15 protein-coding genes are annotated in these 19,835 nt (G+C 50.2%); 7 read left to right on the top strand and 8 right to left on the bottom strand.

Features of this window, described 5'->3' with window-relative positions:
• Position 1: 1 nt before the first annotated feature.
• Positions 2–3,076, bottom strand: coding sequence for a SusC/RagA family TonB-linked outer membrane protein (locus FPE01S_RS14780; protein ID WP_046369686.1), 3,075 nt, complete (start codon positions 3,074–3,076; stop codon positions 2–4).
• A 120-nt stretch (positions 3,077–3,196) separates the two neighbouring features.
• Here FPE01S_RS14780 and FPE01S_RS14775 point away from each other — a divergent pair, with 120 nt between their 5' ends.
• Genes FPE01S_RS14775 through trxA form a run of 3 tightly spaced genes read left to right on the top strand, consistent with a single transcriptional unit; the run spans position 3,197 to position 7,503 of the window.
• Positions 3,197–6,382 carry a sensor histidine kinase gene (locus FPE01S_RS14775; RefSeq protein WP_052955814.1) on the top strand — a complete coding sequence of 1,062 codons (3,186 nt, stop codon included), beginning with the start codon at positions 3,197–3,199 and terminating at the stop codon, positions 6,380–6,382.
• On the top strand, positions 6,379–7,149 hold the full coding sequence (locus tag FPE01S_RS25680) for a response regulator transcription factor (RefSeq protein WP_046369685.1): 771 nt from the start codon (positions 6,379–6,381) through the stop codon (positions 7,147–7,149). The genes FPE01S_RS14775 and FPE01S_RS25680 overlap by 4 nt, the downstream gene beginning before the upstream one ends.
• A 60-nt stretch (positions 7,150–7,209) precedes the next feature.
• Entirely contained in the window at positions 7,210–7,503 is a 294-nt protein-coding gene (gene trxA, locus FPE01S_RS14765) for a thioredoxin (RefSeq protein WP_046369684.1), read from the top strand.
• Here the strand turns inward: trxA and FPE01S_RS14760 are convergent.
• The 3 genes from FPE01S_RS14760 to FPE01S_RS14750 form a co-directional block, all read right to left on the bottom strand.
• On the bottom strand, positions 7,494–8,456 hold the full coding sequence (locus FPE01S_RS14760; RefSeq protein ID WP_046369683.1) for a DUF1259 domain-containing protein: 963 nt from the start codon (positions 8,454–8,456) through the stop codon (positions 7,494–7,496). The genes trxA and FPE01S_RS14760 overlap by 10 nt on opposite strands.
• Positions 8,457–8,472: 16 nt before the next feature.
• On the bottom strand, positions 8,473–9,630 hold the full coding sequence (locus tag FPE01S_RS14755) for a chromate transporter (RefSeq protein ID WP_046369682.1): 1,158 nt from the start codon (positions 9,628–9,630) through the stop codon (positions 8,473–8,475).
• A 76-nt stretch (positions 9,631–9,706) separates the two neighbouring features.
• A complete protein-coding gene (locus FPE01S_RS14750; RefSeq protein ID WP_046369681.1) occupies positions 9,707–10,534 on the bottom strand; it encodes a chromate resistance protein ChrB domain-containing protein in 828 nt (275 codons plus the stop codon).
• Between the two features lie 114 nt (positions 10,535–10,648).
• On the opposite strand from FPE01S_RS14750, the gene FPE01S_RS14745 reads away from it, so the two are divergent.
• Positions 10,649–12,913, top strand: a complete 2,265-nt coding sequence (locus tag FPE01S_RS14745) for an alpha-L-fucosidase (protein ID WP_046369680.1) — start codon at positions 10,649–10,651, stop codon at positions 12,911–12,913.
• On the opposite strand, the gene FPE01S_RS14740 is transcribed toward FPE01S_RS14745, so the two are convergent.
• Complete coding sequence (locus tag FPE01S_RS14740) at positions 12,832–13,518, bottom strand: GNAT family N-acetyltransferase (RefSeq protein WP_052955812.1); 687 nt, start codon at positions 13,516–13,518, stop codon at positions 12,832–12,834. The genes FPE01S_RS14745 and FPE01S_RS14740 overlap by 82 nt on opposite strands.
• Positions 13,519–13,600: 82 nt before the next feature.
• Between FPE01S_RS14740 and FPE01S_RS14735 the strand changes: the two genes are divergently transcribed.
• Positions 13,601–14,344 carry a dienelactone hydrolase family protein gene (locus tag FPE01S_RS14735; RefSeq protein ID WP_046369679.1) on the top strand — a complete coding sequence of 248 codons (744 nt, stop codon included), beginning with the start codon at positions 13,601–13,603 and terminating at the stop codon, positions 14,342–14,344.
• Between the two features lie 5 nt (positions 14,345–14,349).
• Here the strand turns inward: FPE01S_RS14735 and FPE01S_RS14730 are convergent, their stop codons facing one another.
• Complete coding sequence (locus FPE01S_RS14730) at positions 14,350–15,894, bottom strand: PAS domain-containing sensor histidine kinase (protein WP_046369678.1); 1,545 nt, start codon at positions 15,892–15,894, stop codon at positions 14,350–14,352.
• Entirely contained in the window at positions 15,891–16,295 is a 405-nt protein-coding gene (locus tag FPE01S_RS14725) for a response regulator (RefSeq protein WP_046369933.1), read from the bottom strand. Before FPE01S_RS14725 ends, FPE01S_RS14730 begins: the two co-directional genes overlap by 4 nt.
• Before the next feature lie 221 nt (positions 16,296–16,516).
• Between FPE01S_RS14725 and FPE01S_RS14720 the strand changes: the two genes are divergently transcribed.
• Positions 16,517–16,732: a hypothetical protein gene (locus FPE01S_RS14720; RefSeq protein ID WP_046369677.1), complete on the top strand. Its 216-nt coding sequence runs from the start codon at positions 16,517–16,519 to the stop codon at positions 16,730–16,732.
• Between the two features lie 15 nt (positions 16,733–16,747).
• Here the strand turns inward: FPE01S_RS14720 and FPE01S_RS14715 are convergent, their stop codons facing one another.
• Positions 16,748–17,326, bottom strand: a complete 579-nt coding sequence (locus FPE01S_RS14715; protein ID WP_046369676.1) for a YdeI/OmpD-associated family protein — start codon at positions 17,324–17,326, stop codon at positions 16,748–16,750.
• Positions 17,327–17,485: 159 nt separating this feature from the next.
• Here FPE01S_RS14715 and katG point away from each other — a divergent pair, with 159 nt between their 5' ends.
• Complete coding sequence (gene katG, locus FPE01S_RS14710) at positions 17,486–19,771, top strand: catalase/peroxidase HPI (protein WP_046369675.1); 2,286 nt, start codon at positions 17,486–17,488, stop codon at positions 19,769–19,771.
• Positions 19,772–19,835 lie beyond the last annotated feature (64 nt).

The raw sequence follows: 19,835 nt of genomic DNA, 5'->3' as shown, positions 1-19,835 counted from the left end.
GTTAAAAGCCTACTTGCAGACCCACCATAATGGTGCGGGGATTGGGGAAAGAACCATAATCAAATCCCCTGCTGAACAATCCATCACTGATAAAATCAGGATCGTATCCCTTGTAGTTGCTGATGGTGAAAAGATTCTGACCGGATACATATGCCCTGAAAGATTTAAGCACTTTCGTTCTGGCCAGCAGTTGCGGAGAAAATGTATATCCGAGCACTGCATTTTGCAGGCGCCCATAAGCACCGCTTTCTACAAACCTGTCGGAAAAACGGCCGTTACCGTTGGGGTCACCTTTAACAGGTCGCGGAATATTCGTATTGGTGTTTTGCGGGGTCCAGAAATTCAGCACATCCTGGTGGTGGTTGCCATAGTCGGTACTCATCAGCGAGCCATATACGCCATTGTTCACTTTATTGCCGCCCTGTCCCTGGAAGAAAAACGAGAAATCAAATTGCTTGTACCCAAGGCTCAGGTTGAACCCATAGTTAAAAGAAGGAATAGTCGAACCCAGGTAAACACGGTCATCATCCGTGATCAGGCCATCCGGTTGCCCGGTAAGTTTACCTTCCGCGTCACGGCCATTGGTATCTTTAAACATCATATCACCTACTGCGGCATTGGTTTGTTTGGCATGCTTGTCCAGGTCTTCCTGGTTCTGGAAAATTCCCTCGGTCACAAATCCGAACAACTCGCCGATCTCGCGGCCCACTTCAGTTTTGCTTCCGGAGCCATAGATCGGATTATCATACAGGCCAAGCTTCAGCACTTTGTTTTGCAATGTGCCGAGATTGGCGCCGATGGCATAATGAAAATCTTTGCTGGTCTGATGCTGATAGTTGAGGGTGAACTCCAGACCCTTATTGCGCATGGATGCTGCATTGGTCGTAATGTTTGCAGGAAAAGATCCTGCAGAATACGGAAGCGGCAAACTCGTAATGATGTCGTAGGATTCACGGTTAAAGTATTCTGCTGAGAAGGTCAGTTGGTTGGAAAAGAAACCAAGGTCAATGGCCACATTTCCTGTTTTGGTAGATTCCCAGCGCAGGTTCGGATCAGCCACATACACCACAGCGGAACCCTGTGCCAGCACATCGCCGAAATTGTAACTCGCATTCGGATTGATATATGACTGGAACAGGTAATCACCAAAATTCTGGTTACCCAGTGTACCGTAACCACCGCGGATCTTCAGGTTACTGATCACAGCAGGCAGGTGAATGAATTTCTCATTGGAAATATTCCAGGCCGCACTCACGGACGGGAAATTACCATAGCGGTTGGCTGGTCCGAAGCGCGATGAGCCGTCACGGCGAAAATTCACGGTGAGCATATACCGGCTGTCGTAGTTGTAATTCACCCTGCCGAGGAAAGACAGGATCGTGCTGGTACTGCTTTCTCCCAGCAACACTTTATCCTCGGATGGCAACGCGCTGAAATTGTATGTTTCGTAATCACCATTGCCTGTGGCGCGCCCGGTTGTCCATTCACCATGACCTTCCTGGTAGGTAGTACCTGCAAGGAAATCAATATTATGCTTTCCGGTTACCACGTTGTAGGTCAGCAGGTTCTCTACCAGCCCGGTGTAACCATTGCCCCTGTTATCACTGAGAATATAGTTGTTGTTGAGATAGTAGAACCCAAGGTCAAATTTAGGTTCGAAATGATAGTTCTTGTAATTGGTGTAATCGTAACTGAGGTTGAGTTTATAGCGGAGGCCTTTCACGATTTCGATTTCGCCCCAGACATTACCGAAAAAGCGGTTGCGGTCACTGTTATCGGTCACCAGGTTGTTCATGCCGATTACGTTCAGAGCGATCGCGCGGTTTAGCAGTTCATCGCTGCCACCATATCCGCCCAGTCGGTTTTCGTCATAAATCGGCATGGTCGGAATCGCAGTCAGCATACTGGTAACCCCTCCCCCGAACACTGCATGATCACCGGTTATGGCGAGGTTTACCTTATCAGACTGGGTATAGGCGACTTTTCCGCCATAACTGAAAATCCCGCGCTTGCCACTAAAAGCATTGTTCAACGTAAAGCGCTTATAACTTTGCGGGCCCACCATGGTACTCGTCTGATCGAAATAACCTAACCCAAGGCTGTAATTGATGTTATCGCCTCCACCGGAAAGATTGATATGATGGTCCTGGATCTTTCCTGTCTGAAAGAGCGCATCCTGCCAGTTGGTATTGATGGTACTGAAATTCGGGCTAGCAGGATCATTTGCAGGTGCAACCGTCAAGCCTGCGTTGATTTCTGCTGCGCTGGTGATCTTCTGATAGCCTTCACGGTCCGTCACCGGCAGTGTTTTGGGAATCTTTTGCCAGCCATAATACCCATTGTAGTCAATTTTTATCGGGCCTTTTTTACCTTTTTTGGTCGTGATAATTACCACACCTGTTGCTGCGCGCGCCCCGTATAGGGCTGCGGAAGAAGCATCTTTTAATATCTGCATGCTCTCCACATCATCCGGCGAAAAATCAAACGGCGCGTCCATCGGAACACCATCAATTACAAACAGGGGAGCATTGTTCCCGAAAGTCGTAACGCCTCGGATTTTCAGCTGCACATAACCGCCGGGTTCACCACTGCCGTGAACCGTTACACCGGCAACCTGCCCCTGTAACATTTTGGCAATGTCATAACTCGCCGTTTTTTTCGCATTATCAACATTCACCACGGCAACTGAACCTGTCAGGTCCTTCACCTTCTGGCGGCCATAGGCAACCACTACCACATTATCCAGCGGATCAACGGATGTATTCAGTACGATCCGCAGATCGGTCTGCTCCCCCACTTTCAGTTCGGTGGAGGCAAACCCCATGGACGAGATCACCAGGATGCCGTCGGGAGGCGCCTTAATGGAAAATTTGCCATTGGCATTGGTGGAAGTGGCTGAACCGGAATTTTTCAGACTGATCGTCGCGCCCGAAAGCGGCTCGCCTGAAGCATTGTAAACAGTACCGGTAACAGCTTTTGTTTGGGAAAATAGTGTAATATGTACACTTAACAGACAGATTATCAGCAATGCCTGTGTTATCGAACACAGGTGCCGTCGCAGAGCAACCTTTTTCATATGCAAGCAGTTAATGGTCTAAAATTGATTTTTTTATTTTTTACCTGCTCAACACAGCGTCTCAGAAATTCTACAAATCATCTCAAGTATGTATTTTTAGCCCGGTTAAACGACCTACGCTTGCGGACGACACTGCTTTCCCTGAATGTATTTGTACTGCTGTTCCTGGCAACAGGCAACCGGGCAACCGCCCAGGTGGCTAATTTCCGGCATTACCAGGTAGAGAACGGTTTATCCAACAATGCCGTCATCACCGCAATCCAGGATAAAAGAGGATTTCTCTGGCTGGGCACTAAAGACGGCCTGAACCGTTTTGATGGGTACAGCTTTAAAATCTTCCGCTACGATCCAGCGCAGCAGGGTTCCATTGGCAACAATTTTATTCACAGTCTTTATGAAGACCCGCATGGTACTATCTGGGTCGGCACGGAACGTGGCCTTTACCGGTATAATGAAAAGACAGAAAGCTTTACCCTGATCCGCCCAACCAGTTCGCTGCCTGTAGCGGATATGAAAATGGACCGCCACGGAAACCTCTGGTTTGTGCAGTTCTTTACGTTGTACCGGTACGATCAGCAACAACAGCGGATCACGGTGTTTCCGATTCCGGGTCATTTTGAAGTAAGTTCCATTTGTACCGATCCAACCGGAACACTCTGGGCTTCCACACCGACAGGTTGGTTATTCCGTTACGATAATGATCGAAATACTTTCCAGGGATTTCAATTGCTCCAGGATGGGTCTTTATGGATAGAGAAGATTGTACCGACCCGCGATGGTCAGATCCTGGCCGGAACGAGTAATGGCGCCAGGATCTTCAACCCCCTACACCATATCACCGTTTCGTTATTGTACAAGGCCAAAGACAGCACAGGCATCTTCGTACGCAACTTCCTCGAGCGCCAGTCGGGTGATATCTGGATTGCCAGCGAGAATGGCATTTATACCTACGATCGCGCCACCAGGGCAACCGTCAATCTGCAGAAAGCCTACAACGACCCCTACTCCATCTCTGACAATGCAGTATACACGCTCCTCGAAGACAGCGAAGGCGGTGTTTGGGCCGGCACCTATTTCGGCGGTGTCAACTATTTTCCCCAACAGGCAACTGTCTTCCACAAATACTTTCCAAAAACGGGTGAGAATTCACTCAGTGGAAATGTAGTCCGGGAAATTCATGCCGACAACAAAGGCTGCCTGTGGATCGGCACAGAAGATGCAGGCCTGAACAAACTGGATACGGCAACCGGGTTATTTTCCGTATTTCAGCCGTCCGGACTTGCGGGAAGCATCAGCTATGCGAATATCCATGGACTGCTGGTCGACTCCGGACAATTGTGGATCGGCACCTTTGAACATGGCCTTGACCTGATGGATCTGCAACAGCAGAAAGTGATCCGCCACTTTTCAATTGAAAACGGCAGCGGCTTGCTGAGCAATTTCATCTATTGCCTAACCAGGGACGCGGAGGGACACATTCTCGCAGGAACCACCCGCGGCGCTTATCGCTACAACAAGAGTACGGCTACCTTTTCCGTCATTGAAGGCCTGCCCCTGTATAACTGGTATGCCCACCTGCTGGTAGACAGCCGCGGCTGGATCTGGGGGGCAACATACGGCGATGGCGTAAATGTTTTTGATCCCCACACGGGAAAACAATTCAACTACCGGCATAGTGCAACCGATAGTAAATCACTCAGCAGCGACCGGGTCAACTATATCTATGAAGATCACAATCACCGGATCTGGCTGGGAACAGAAGACGGGCTTTGCCGTTTTGACAGCGCCAGCAAGACCTTTACCACCTTCCGCAAAGAAGCGGGACTACCGTCAAACTTTATTCTCACGGTAACCGAAGATAACCTGCAACGCCTCTGGCTGTCTACTTCCAATGGCATCGTTCAGTTTAAAGAGAACAGCAACAGCACGATTTACCGAACGCCAAACGGCACACTGAACGATCAGTATAATTTCAACTCAGTATATAAGGATGCTTCCGGCAGGCTTTATTACGGCAGTGTAAAAGGCATGATCAGCTTTCAGCCGGCAGCGATGTTACAACCTGAGTCGCCCTCGCCGATGTATATCACGGGATTCCAGGTGTTCAACCGCGAATTGCCTATCGGTGGTGAATCCCGGCTGCAACAGTCGATCAGTTTTACCCGTAAAATAGTGCTGCCCTATGATCAGTCGACTTTAAGTATCGACTTTGCTGCACTCGGTTTCACCGCCCCTGAAATGACGGAATATGCATACCGGATGGAGGGTCTGGATAAGAACTGGACTTTCCTGAAGCAGAACCGTAAAGCCTATTTTACCGACCTCGCCCCCGGCAGGTACATGTTCACCGTCCGAAAGATGAACGCTGTGCTTGACGGTGAATCAGCGAGCCTGTCTATAGAAATTCTTCCGCCATGGTGGCGCAGCCCGTGGGCATACGCGGGATACATCTTGCTGGCAGCCGCGCTTATCGCGTGGCTGATCCGTGCTTACCACCGGCGAACCGAGGCCATCAACAGGCGCCGTTATGAACTGCTGGAGATCGCAAAAGACAAAGAGATCTTTCGCGCCAAGGTTGACTTCTTTACTCATGTAGCGCATGAGATCAGGACGCCGCTCACATTGATCAAGGCGCCTCTTGAAAAAGTGATCCGCCAATCAGCCCAGCTGCCGGACCTTACGCATAACCTGCGCATCATGGACCGGAATACCAACCGCCTGATCGAACTCACCAACCAGTTGCTGGACTTCCGGCAAACAGAACAGGAGGGCTTCAGCCTGAATTTCGTAAAAGCAAACATTGCTGACATCCTCGACGATGTGTTTGCCGGGTTTAAGGAACTGGCAGATCAACACCAGATCGAATTCCGCCTGCAATTGCCACCACAACCGGTACAGGCTTATATCGACCTCGATGCTTTCCACAAGATCCTGTATAACCTGTTCAGCAATGCCATTAAATATGCCGCAACGGCTGCCGCTGTTCAGCTTTACCCGGTAAAGGAAGATGATACTTCGTTTGTATTGGAAGTATCCAGTGATGGTGACGTAATTCCCGACAACCTGCGGGAAAAGATCTTTGAACCTTTTGTGCGTCTGCGCGAATCGGAAAAAAAGAAAGGAACCGGTATCGGCCTTGCCCTTTCAAGATCACTCGCAGCTTTGCACAACGGAAGCCTGCAGATGGCATCACCGGTTTCGGAAAAAAATGTATTCCGCCTGGAATTGCCAATCCGGCAGCAACACGAATTTAACCTCAGTCCCTTCACGCAACGGCGCAACTGGCCGGAAAATCAAATCCCATGAGACCAACCCTCCTGATCGTGGAAGACAATGAAGAAATGCTGGATTTCATCGCCGGCGATCTTTCGGAAAGATATGCCGTTCAGAAAGCCGCCAACGGCAAAGAGGCGCTGGCCATCCTGCAGGAACAAACGGTGCACCTCATCATCTCAGATGTGATGATGCCGGAAATGGATGGATTTGAATTTTGCCGGCTGATCAAAAGCAGCGTGGATTACAGTCATATTCCCGTTGTGCTGCTCACTGCCAAGAATGCTTTGCAAAGCAAGATCCAGGGGCTGGAACTGGGGGCAGATGCCTATATCGAAAAACCATTTTCTCCTGAATTCCTGCAGGCACAGGTGGCCAACCTGCTGGCTAACCGCGACAAGCTGAAAGACTATTTTGCCAATTCGCCGTTGGTGCATATCCGCAGTATGGCACACACGAAATCAGACGAGCAGTTCCTGGAAACACTCAGGGGAATTATCTACGAACATATCGAAGAAGAAGAACTGGACGTCGAAATGATCGCACGCAAAATGAACATGAGCCGGCCGACGCTTTACCGGAAGATCAAATCGCTTTCCAACCTCACATTGCATGAGCTGATCAATCTCAGCAGGCTCAAAAGAGCGGCAGAATTGCTGGCTTCCGGCGATTACAAAATTTTTGAAGTAGCCGCAATGGTAGGATTCCGGTCACAGACCAATTTCGGCAGAAGCTTTGCCAAACAGTTCGGAGTTTCGCCATCCGCCTACAACCAGCAGTTGCGACAGGACAATCGCTGAAACTGGCCTGAACAATTATGCGGAACCTGCGTTATTGCTTTACACCAATAGCAGGTAATCATGAACAGTTTCGAAACGCATATCAAGGGAGACAAGCCTGTGATCGTGGATTTTTTCGCAGAATGGTGCGGTCCCTGCAAAATGATGCCACCGATTTTAAAGGAAGTAAAAGACAAAGTCGGCGAAAAGGCCACCGTTCTGAAAATGGACATCGATAAAAATCCCGCTTATGCGCGCCGATACGGCGTTCAGTCAGTGCCAACATTGATGATCTTTCGCAATGGGCAGGTTGTCTGGCGCACCAGCGGCGTAACCCCGGCCCGGGAAATCATCCGGCAGCTGGATCAGCTTTGATGCCCCGTTTTTTTTCCACACTGATTCAATGCCGCTCTTAACGCCCTGGCCAGTTGCTGTGCATCACCTGTTCCCCAATAGTGCAGAAAGAACACTTTGGGTGTTTCCTGGACCATGTGGTTGTGAACAGCGACTACTTCAATTCCGCTACTGATCAGCGTTCTGATCACTGGCTGCACCTCCTCTTCCAGCATGGTGAAATCGCCGGCAACTGCAGCTTTTTCAGGTGTACCCTGCCACGCCGCCCAGGTATTAAAGCCAATGAAAGCGCTGACCGGAATACCATGCTCCTGCAAAGGCACATCCGGCCTGCCGATCGTATACTTGTAAACACCTTTGCTCATCTCTCCCTTATAGCCAAGGATATTATCCAAACTGGCTGTATTCAGGGTATTCACCACGCTGTCTGCCTTTACAGCCGCAGGATCACCTCCCCTTAAAGTTTTTACTTTATCCAATACAGCCTTCACACAACCGGCCATTTTTTCAAGGTTGCCGCGACCATCAATATGCATGTACAACACATTCGGGTGGTTGCGCACGAAGTGATTGTGTATGGCTGTGATCGCAAGACCCTGCCGGATAACTTCCTGCTGTACGGGCTGAAGGTCATTTTCTGCCAGGATAATATCACCCATGACCATTACCTCCTGCCGGCAGGGTGTGAAAGCCACCCAGCTTCCCAAACCCATTGGCGGGATTATTTTGAATCCATCGACGACCACTTTCAGGTCATTTTGCGGCACGGTGATTTTATACTCCCCATTTTTGGATATACCTTTCAGACCTGTTATTTTTTCTATAACGGTAAAATCGATGGGATTACCGGCAGGCGAGCAGATGATGGTATCCTGTTTGCCTTTATCTGCATTCAGCCGGACAGCAGTTCCCGAAGGCTGGCTGCAGGAGCCAAGCAGAACCATTAAGGCAGGTATCAGCATTATGCTTTTCATATTTCAGAATTACTGGTTATAAGAAAGTCTTGATCAGCAGGCCGCTGACTGCCGCGGCCAGGATGAGGTATGGTTCGGGGATCTTTTTAAAACGCAGCAACACCAAGATAGTCAATACTGCAAGAATGATCGTGGTAATATCCGTCAATTGCCTTTTGGCCAGTACCAGCACCGCCCCGCCAATTGCACCGACTGCTGCTGCGGTCACCCCGTCAACGAATGCCTTGATGGAAGGGTGCTTTCCATAACGCGAAAACCAGGGGGCCGGGAGAATCGTAAACAGGTAGCAGGGTAGAAAAGTCGCCAAAGCAGCTACTGTCGCACCGGGAAAACCTGCTACCAGGTAACCGATAAATCCGACAGTGATCACAACCGGACCCGGTGTGATCATCGCCACCGCAACGGCATCCAAAAACTGCTGTTCATTCAGCCAGCCGAACTCCTTCACTACCCCACCATAGAGAAAAGGCACGATCGCCAGACCGCTCCCAAATACGAAAGCTCCCGCTTTAAAAAAATACCAGGCGATCTGCATGAGTTTGTCTGGTGCAGCTGCAACCCCGATCTGCAGCAACAATACCGGGTAGTAATAATACTGCTTCCTTCCAGGCCATCCCGGCGGCGCTACCACCAGCAGGTTGATCGCACCTGCAGCCAGGATCAGCCAGAGATTTTCGGACTCGGTCAGATAGGTAGACACCGCCAGCACCAGGAAAAAAAGCCAGAGCAGCTTATTGCTGCCCAGGCTTTTCCGGGTCAGCTTGTAACTGCTCACCGCGATGATACCGATCACCGCAGCACCAATCCCGTAAAAGATTGCCTGCATCCAGGGAATTCCACCGGCCTGCACATAAATGTATCCGATAGTCAGGACCATCAGGAATGACGGGATCACGAAGGCGATGCCTGCCAGTGTTGCTCCCCAATAACGATAATGTACGAAACCAAGATAGATTGCCAGCTGGGCAGCCAGCGGGCCCGGCGCCAGCTGTGCCAGTGCAAGTCCCTCCCTGTAATCCTCTTCGGTCATCCATTTACGTTGTTCTACGAGGTCACGGTGCATATAACCGACCAGTGCCACCGGGCCGCCAAATCCCACAGTTCCAAGTTTCAGGAAATAACCCGCAAGTTGCCGAAGACTGTAAGCGGGCACCAGGGTGTTGCCATTATTCATTTGGCAATACTACGCCGGCTTGCAGCGCGGGAATTGTACGCCTGTTCACTACTTGTATAAAATTGCACTTCCGGGCTCATTTCTCGCGTGGAATCTTTTTCCGGTAGGCAGATGGCGTTTCACCGGTATGCCGCTGAAAGATCCGCGTAAAATGGCTCTGGTCCGAGAACCCGGTCAGGTATGCAATGTCAGTAAGGGAATATGTTCCGTTTCGCATCAGTTCCTTTGCTTTTTCTATCCGTTGCTGCCGGATATATTCTCCGAACGAAAGATCGTTGAAGTATTTGGAGAACTCTCGTGATAAATATGAGGGACTGATATCCAATCCACGTGAAATTTCCTTTAACGTGAGGTTGGTATCGATATGGTCCTGGATCATTTCTTTAAGCTCCTTTGCCCATGCGGGAATTCTTTTCCCCTTCAGATGACTGTTGAATACATTCACCAGCAGGTTTTCGAAAGGCTGGCCGGTATGTTTTTCATGCTGCAGGTATTTGGCCCAGGCGTACAGGGCATCGTACAGCAACATCCCTTTTTCAAGCAACTCGTGGTCGTTGGTGAAATGCTGAGCCAGCCCTGCGGATATCGCCCAGAGACCACTCGCTTGCGGAGCAAGGTCGTGGCGGTCTGTGTCTGCCCCCCGTATGATCACTGCCATTGTATCAACGGCAGGATCTTCGATCCGGTATTCCTTAACCAGTGCATCAAACGTGCAATATGCTCCTTTATGCGAAAACTTCACATCCGGAACATCAAACGGGATAGCACCCAGCTGATCCGCCATCGCCAGCACTTCCCGGAAGGGCACGTAGAGAAACTCTGCCTGCGGATCAATAAACTTCCTGATCAGCCATGGGCAGGCAATCCGGTCAATTTTGGGACGTTCACGGGTGATCCATTTCATAAGTGACAATAGCTGGTATAAGGGGTAATTTAAAGCAGAAATTGGACTTTTTCAGGAAGTTGGGCTTCACGCAAATCGGGAATTTTAGCGCCCATTGTCATACTAATCTTTGTCATGATCAAATCCTTCTGCCTGCTGACCTGCCTTGCCGCTGCCCTGCAGCTTTCCGCCCAATCGCCTGCATCATCATCCGGCAAACGATCAATAGCCAACGCGAATACCATCGCCATTGAACCAGGAGACAGCCCGGAACAGATCATTGCCAAAGCGGTACATGTGGTTCCTACAGCAAACCAATATGCAGCGCTTAAAAAAGAGTTCATCGCCTTTATACATTTTGGCCCCAATTCCTTTACCCGGATGGAATGGGGAACGGGAAAGGAAGACCCGCACATTTTTGATCTGAAAGAACTGGACACGGACCAATGGTGTGCTGCCATGAAAGCTGCAGGCATGAAAATGGTTATCCTGACCGCCAAACATCACGACGGTTTTGTTCTCTGGCAAAGCCGCTATACTGATCACGGCATTATGTCCACCGGGTTCCAAAAGGGCAAGGGAGATATCATCAAAGACCTGTCAGCTTCCTGCCGTAAATCCGGACTGCGCCTGGGCATTTATCTTTCCCCCGCTGATCTTTTCCAGATCGAAAATGAAAAAGGCCTGTACGGCAACGGGAGCAGCTATACAAAGCGAACCATACCCCGGTCTGTTCCCGGAAGACCATTCGCCAATAAAAACACCTTTGATTTTGTAGTGGATGACTACAACGAATATTTCCTGAACCAGCTTTTTGAACTGCTCACAGAATACGGCCCCGTAGATGAGGTATGGTTTGATGGCGCGCATCCCAAACGCAAAGGCAACCAGCAATACAATTATACCGCCTGGAAAAAGCTGATCCGCACGCTTGCGCCGCAGGCGGTGATCTTTGGAAAGGAAGATATCCGGTGGTGCGGCAATGAAAGTGGCCGTACCCGCACTACCGAATGGAATGTAATTCCCTACGAAGATGACCCGCGCACAGCCATTCATTTTCCGGACCTCGAAGCGGAGTCGCTGGGTAGCCTTGCCGAACTGGAAAAAGGAAAGTTCCTCCACTACCAGCAGGCGGAAACAAATACGTCGATCCGCGAAGGCTGGTTTTACCGGGATGACAGCCTGCAACAGGTCAGGAATGCAGATGACGTCTTTGACATCTATGAACGCTCCGTCGGGGGCAACTCTACCTTCCTGCTCAATATTCCGCCGAACCGCAACGGGAAATTCTCTCCGGAAGATGTTGGTGTATTAAAGGAAGTTGGTGAGCGGATCCGTGTTACCTATGGTACAGATCTCTTAGCGGGTGCCAAAGGCGCCGCAGCAGTGCTGGATAACTCAGACAAAACGTTTCAACTGTTGCCGGCATCCAAACCACAGGAAATGGTGATCACTACCGCGACTCCAGTAACCATCAACCGTCTGGTGATCCAGGAAGCCATCACTTCCTACAGCGAACGCGTTGCAAAACACGCGCTCGACGCATGGATCGATAATAACTGGAAAGAGATTGCTGCAGCAACCAATATCGGTTACAAAAGAATCCTTCGTTTTCCTGAAACTACTTCAGCAAAGTTCCGGATCAGGATCCTGGAAAGCCGTGCCACGCCGGCGATCAGCAAGATTTCTGCACATTATTACAAAACGCGGCCACCACAACTGGGGATCACGCGTAATAGCAATGGCCTTATCAATATTTCACCTTTACAGCAGGCTTTCGGCTGGAAACCGCATGGTGAAAACGCCGCAAAAAACCTGGCAGGCGATTATGAAATCCGTTATACCACCGACGGCAGTGAACCGGGTAGTAATACAAGCCTTTTCAGCCAGCCATTTGAGAACAACGGTGGCGAGATCAGGGCCATCGCGATTTCCACAGGCAAAAACAAAGGAGAAAAAGGCGCTGTTGCCCGGCGCAGCTTCGGACTGATCAGCAAAAACTGGAAACTGGTGAAGGTTGACAGCGAAACAGACAAACATCCCGGCAATGCGGCATTTGACAATGATCCCAAAACCTGGTGGCTGTCTGCCGGAGGCAATCAGCACTTCATCGTGATCGACCTGGGCGCCGGTAATTCACTGTCAGGTTTCGCGTACACACCACCTGTCGGTTCGTCGAAGGGCTTGCTGGAAAAAGGCCGCTTGCAATTCAGTGACGATGGCAACACCTGGTCACAACCACTTGAATTTTCATTTGGCAACCTGGTCAATGATCCCACTACCCGCCGGTTCAATTTCCCAGCCGCTGCCAATGCCCGTTATGTGCGCCTGGAATGCCTGGCAGCTGCGGCCAATGATGACAGCTTCTCCATAGCTGAGCTGGAGTTCTTTTCGCAATAGGTGCCACCAATGCATGACTGAACCGTTTCCGGCAGTCGTTGAAAGAAATATAACCTGTATCCCAGGTCGAGCTGGTCATATGCGATCAGTCCCGCCCTTTCATACCAGGGGATATTTTGTTCAACTGACGTCTCCAGCAATAATATCCGATCCTGTTCAGCCGCGATCTTCATTACCTCCTTCAGTAAGGCCGTACCATTCCCCCTGCCCTGCTGCTCCGGATTAACCCCGATAAACCAGAGGTAGCAGAACTGACCGGATAATTGTTCCTGCTTTTTTTTGATGGCCTTTTCCCTCGAAAGTGTTCTTTGCAAACGCGACCAGCCCAGGCATCTGCTAACCAGTTGCCAGTCTTGCGTGATTGTCCGCCAGCCGAATTTTCTTTGCTCCGGAAATGTAATCAGCGCGCAGGCCATGTGATCATCAGACAGCAATACCTTGCCATAATGGAAGCACACGTCAAAAGCATAGGTCATGAGCTGCAGCAGCCGGTCCTTTCGCCGGTGATCCTGCGGCACGATATAATTCACGCTTGCATTCTGATCAAAGGCGGATGCAAGAATGCCAGCCACCAGCGCCTTATCTTCATACCTCGCTTCAGTCATGCTACCAAGATACGTCACGGCACCTGCTTTCAGGCGTGAACTCTGCCCGGTTTTTGCTAACTTTTAGCTACAATAACCAATAATGAAACGTATATACCTGTTCGCAATCCTCGTGCTTTCCATGGACCTGCTCAGCGCACAGTCCCTCAAAGCCGTCTCTTACAGCGATGGCGCGCAAAAACTCAATGGCTGGGTTACTTCGAATGCGGGCAAAAATCTGCCCGGCGTGCTGATCCTTCCCGCCTGGAAGGGTGTAGACGACGAAGCCCGGACAGCAGCAGGCGATCTTGAAAAACAGGGTTATATCGCCTTTATAGCCGACATCTATGGGGAGGGCAATACACCCACCACCAACGAGGCTGCGGGAAAGATGGCCGGCAAGTACCGCCAGGACTATGCCGCCTACCAGCGCCGCATTCAGCTGGCACTTGAGCAGCTGACCAAAGCTGGTGCAAGGCCCGAAAAACTGGCAGTTATCGGTTATTGCTTCGGGGGCAGTGGTGCATTGGAAACAGCAAGAGGGAATCTGCCGGTCAGGGGTGTTGTGTCAATTCATGGGGGACTTGGCAAGGATAGCTCCCGCACTAATTCACCGATCAACACTAAGGTGCTGATAGAGAACCCTGCAGACGACCAGGGAGTTACACCGGAGATAATGGCCGCAACCATTAAAGAAATGAATGAAGGAAAGGCCGACTGGCAGATCATCACCTACGCAAATTCGAAACATACTTTTACCGATCCGAAATCAAAAGACTATAATGAGGTAATGGCCGGCAGGGCCTGGCAGCATACTTTGCTTTTCCTCGGAGAAGTACTGAAATAAGCGCGTCAGTCTGAATAAGGAAAATAGATCCAGAAAGTGGATCCGCTGCCTTCTTCGCTTTCAGCGCGGATAAAACCGCCATGATTCTCCATGATGCGTTTACAGATCGACAAGCCAATGCCGGTTCCGCCATATTCATGTTTGGGGTGCAACCGCTGGAACATGGAAAAGATCTGGCCGGCATATTGCTGATCAAACCCGATCCCATTGTCCCGAAAACTTATGGCGTAGCAAGGGCCTGCCTTCAGGGATGCAGGAGCGCCTGGAATTTCCCTGCTTTGAACTTCAGCCACATTGATCCGGATAATAGGCTGGCCTTCTGCAAATTTTATGGCATTGCCCAACAAATTGACAAACAATTGCTGCAACTGTATCGGGATCCCGGAAATCAGGGGAAGTGTATCCGCCTCAATCACCGCATTTCGTTCTTCTATCGGGAGTACCAGCTCCTCTTTAGCGAGATCAAGCACCCTATCAAGATCAACCGTCTCGAAAGTAGCCATCTCCAAACGACTGTACTGAAGAACAGACGCAACCAGTTCACTCATGCGGTGGGCGGAAGCATCAATTCTTTCGAAATACTTTTCCACCATCTCACCATTGCCCCGATGAATCCGGATGATGTCCGTAAAAGTCCTGATCTTCCGGAGCGGCTCCTGGAGATCATGGGATGCTACATAGGCAAACTGTTCCAGGCGACGATTCTGCTGTTCCAGTGTCAGCAGGTATTCCTGTAATTTATCTTCAGCCTGTTTACGTTCAGTCAGATCACGGGTGACTTTTGAAAATCCGATTAAACTCCCCTCTTCGTTATGAAGTGCAGTGATGACGATACTACCCCAGAATGCAGTTCCGTCTTTTCTTAACCGCCAGCCCTCATGCACCGCCCGCCCCTCTTTTTCAGCCATATGGATCAATTGCTCCGGGAGCCCCCTCTCCTGGTCTGCCGGCAAATAAAAGATTCTGAAATTCAGCCCGATGACTTCTGAGGCAGTATAACCTTTTATTTTTTCAGCTCCTGCATTCCAATTGAGGATATTTCCTTTTTCATCCAGCAGGATGATGGCGTAGTCCCGTACTTCGCGTACCATCCGCTGAAACCTTTCTTCGCTTTTACGGAGACTGTTGTTGGCTTTTCTCAATTCTGACGCGGTATGAGCCATGCGGTCATCCGCCATCTTTTTTTCCGTAAGATCATGAGTAACTTTTGAAAACCCGATAACCGTGCCGGAACTGTCATGTATGGCAGTCAACGTCGTGCTTCCCCAAAAACGTTTACCGTCCTTCCTCAGGCGCCACCCTTCGTGAATGGCACGTCCCGCTGCGCCAGCCTGCCGCAGCAACACCTGGGGCAAGCCCGAAGCACGATCTTCGGGCAGGTAAAACATGGTAAAGCTTTTGCCAATGGCTTCTGTTGCAGTGTACCCTTTGATTTTTTGTGCACCTCTGTTCCAATTCTGGATAATGCCGTCGCAATTCAATAAAATGATCGCATAATCCTCAATTTCCTCGACCATTCTCTGATAAATATTGCCCGAAATATCTGTCATGTAATATTCTCCTGCTTAAGGGTATCCTGCAAAGCCTTTACATATGGTTCCAAACCAGGAGGTTTAACCATATACTTCTCGGCACCGAGTGCAAAACACTGCCGGATTACCGCCGGATCGGCAGCGGTAGATGTCATGATCACCCGCACTTTATCCAGTCCCCCGATCTTGCGGATCTCCCGGAGACAAGCCAATCCATTTATCTTATGCATGTTCACATCGAGGAAAATGATATCTGGAACCGTACCGCTCCGAAGCAGTCGAAGGCCCTCCATAGCATCATTTACGGAAATACATTTTGCAGCAGGATCAGCTTCTTTCAGTGCAAGTGCGAATATTTCCTGGTCGTCCGAATCATCATCAATCAGCATGCAGATCAGGTGGTGATTGTTCAATTCCATAGTTTCCATTCGTCCTATTGCTGAAATAAATTTACGGAATTGACCTAACAATCACCTTCCAGTCATCGTCCCAGTAAATATTAATACAGTGAGTAGATTTTGCCACAGCAACGGTAATGGTTCTTCTGGTTTTACCGGAAAAAATTGTCTGGTTGAAGACGCTTTGACAATACCGGCATGGCTGGCATAATAAATGATAAAAATACCCGTTTACCACAGTCATGATGGGGGACCTGAACACTTTTGAATCTGCGTACGGACTTTTAATACTGTGTTTTCTGACGCTGGCCATTATGGTGCTGCGATGGATGATCCGGATGAACAGTCTGGTAAAGAGACAGCAGGCAATGATTAGTGCATTGCAGAAACTCGCCAGTGGCGATCCTGTGAACCAGGAATCCCTGCGGGAGATCAAAGAGGCATTCGACATTAAATAGATCACCAGGCAACGTTTAGTCATCCAGCCCTTTACCTGCCAGGATCTGCGACTTGTATTTTTCCACCCTTGCTTCCCGTGTTTTGACCAGCTTTGCCGATGCAAAGTAGAGCAGGTATGCCCTTTGACGTCCCGGCGTAAGTGCTTCAAACGCCTTCTTCAGTGTTTTGCTTTTATCCAGCTGTTTCTGAAACTCCTCCGGCACCGCATAGGCCGATGTTTTTTTGGGGGCAAGTTTTAATCCCGCCTTCTCTACTTCAAGCGCCTCAAACACGTAGACCTTTAGCACCTTCTCCAGCTTCACGATCTCTTTTACACTGGTGAAACGGATTTGTCTTGGCGACTGAACATTTTCAGACTGGTGCACCAGGATACCTTCCGGATCCTGCAACAACGCTCCTTTAAAAAACAGCAGGGCACAGTATTCCTTGAAGCCGTGCATCAGCACCACGTTATGGTTATTGTAAGTATAACAGGGCACCCCCCATTTCAATTCTTCCATCATGCCGCAATCCAGCAGGATGTTCCGGAGCTGCTGGAATTCCGCCTGCCACTGCGATGTTTTGTCAAAGAAGAAATCAACCTTAGGATTCATGCTGCAGGCTTATTGATTATGAGGCACAAATTATTAAAAAAAGTACCTTCAAGGGAACCTGCCTGATAGTTTTTAACTATGTAAACATAGAATTAATCGATAAAACTTATATACCCAAAAGGCTAATTTTATCGCCCTGTAACGCCATAAATAATTCAAATGGAAAAAGAATCTAAAGACATCAGCAAGTGCCCGTTCCACAATGGAAGCCTGAACCAGCAACCTGTTGCAGGTGGCGGCACGAGAAACCGCGACTGGTGGCCGAACCAGTTGAAGCTTGGCATCCTGCGCCAGCATGGCCCCAAATCGAATCCTTTCGGGGAAGCATTCGACTATGCAGCGGCTTTCAAAAGCCTTGACCTGGAAGCCGTAAAAAAAGATCTTCACACCCTGATGACCGATTCACAGGACTGGTGGCCGGCTGACTTCGGCCATTATGGTCCCCTGTTCATCCGGATGGCCTGGCACGCCGCGGGGACCTATCGTGTAGGCGATGGGCGTGGTGGGGCGGGTTCTGGCCAGCAGCGTTTTGCGCCGCTCAACAGCTGGCCCGACAACGTCAGTCTCGATAAGGCCCGCCGGCTGTTATGGCCGATCAAGCAGAAATATGGCCGTAATATTTCCTGGGCCGACCTGCTGATCCTCACCGGCAATATCGCACTCGAATCGATGGGCTTCAGGACATTTGGCTTTGCGGGTGGACGTGCAGACGCCTGGGAAGCTGATGAAGATGTATACTGGGGCGCTGAAACGACCTGGCTGGGTGGCGACATCCGCTACAGCAACGGCTCACCCGGCGTTCCGAAAGAACACGGCGTCGTATCTTCTGACGACGATGCCGATGGCAAGATCCACGCCCGCAACCTGGAAAAACCATTGGCTGCCGTGCAGATGGGACTGATCTATGTAAACCCGGAAGGACCCGACGGTAACCCCGACCCTATCGCTGCGGCTAAGGATATCCGTGACACCTTCGGGCGTATGGCGATGAACGACGAAGAAACTGTCGCCCTGATTGCCGGCGGACATAGTTTTGGCAAAACGCATGGTGCTGCCCCGGCAACCCCAAACGTTGGCAAGGAACCGGAAGCCGCTTCCATTGAACTGCAGGGCCTCGGCTGGCAGAACAGCTACGGCACCGGTAAAGGACCTGATACCATTACCAGCGGGCTGGAAGTGATCTGGACGAAAACACCGACCAAATGGAGCAATAACTTTTTTGAGAACCTGTTTGCCTTCGAATGGGAACTCACCAAAAGCCCCGCAGGTGCCCACCAATGGGTTGCGAAAGATGCAGAGGGTATTATTCCGGATGCCTACGATAACAATAAAAAGCACCGCCCGACGATGCTTACTACCGATCTTTCGCTGCGGCTCGATCCGGTTTATGAAAAGATCTCCCGCCGCTTCCTGAATGACCCTGATGCATTCGCAGATGCTTTTGCCCGTGCATGGTTCAAACTGACCCACCGCGATATGGGTCCGCGTGCGCGTTATCTCGGTCCCGATGTTCCTGCAGAAGAACTGTTGTGGCAGGATCCTATACCTGCTGTGAACCATCCGCTGGTGGATGCTGCCGATATCGCCACCCTGAAAGAAAAGGTCCTTGCTTCCGGTCTAAGCATTGCCGAACTGGTTTCCACTGCATGGGCATCTGCATCGACCTTCCGCGGGTCCGACAAACGGGGCGGCGCCAACGGTGCACGCATCCGACTTGCACCGCAGAAATTCTGGCAGGTGAACAACACCGCGCAGCTGCAAAAAGTGCTTGGTGTACTGGAAGGCATTCAGAAGGCTTATAATGACAGCGCTGCCGGAGGTAAGAAAATCTCGCTGGCTGACCTGATCGTGCTGGGCGGAAGTGCAGCTGTTGAAAAAGCAGCCAAAGATGCCGGAACTACAGTGACCGTTCCCTTTACAGCAGGCCGAATGGACGCTTCTCAGGAACAAACCGATGTTGACTCCGTCGGCTTCCTGGAACCGCTGGCTGACGGCTTCCGGAATTACAGGAGAACAACACTACCCGTATCAACAGAAGCCCTGTTGGTAGATAAAGCGCAATTGCTGACACTCTCTGCGCCGGAGCTTACCGTTCTCCTCGGAGGACTGCGGGTACTGAATACCAACTTTGATGGTTCATCCCACGGCGTATTCACCCAACAGCCCGGAAAGCTTACCAATGATTTTTTTGTCAACCTGCTTGACATGAATACCGCCTGGAAAGCGGCAGACGACAGCAGGGAAGTATACCAGGGCACTGACCGGAAAACTGGTGATAAAAAATGGACTGCCACAAGAGCTGATCTCGTATTCGGATCAAATGCCGAACTGCGGGCGATTGCCGAAGTATATGGCAGTGCAGATGCGAAAGAAAAATTCGTAAAGGATTTTGTGGCCGCCTGGACCAGGGTGATGAACCTTGATCGTTTCGACATCCCGAGATAATGCAATTAGCGCCAATTGAAAAGCCGTCCCGACTACCGTTGGGGCGGCTTTGCTTTATGGACTG

It is taken from the genome of Flavihumibacter petaseus NBRC 106054, assembly GCF_000974785.1.
GTDB lineage: Bacteria > Bacteroidota > Bacteroidia > Chitinophagales > Chitinophagaceae > Flavihumibacter > Flavihumibacter petaseus.
This window is presented reverse-complemented; position numbering and strand designations above follow the sequence as displayed.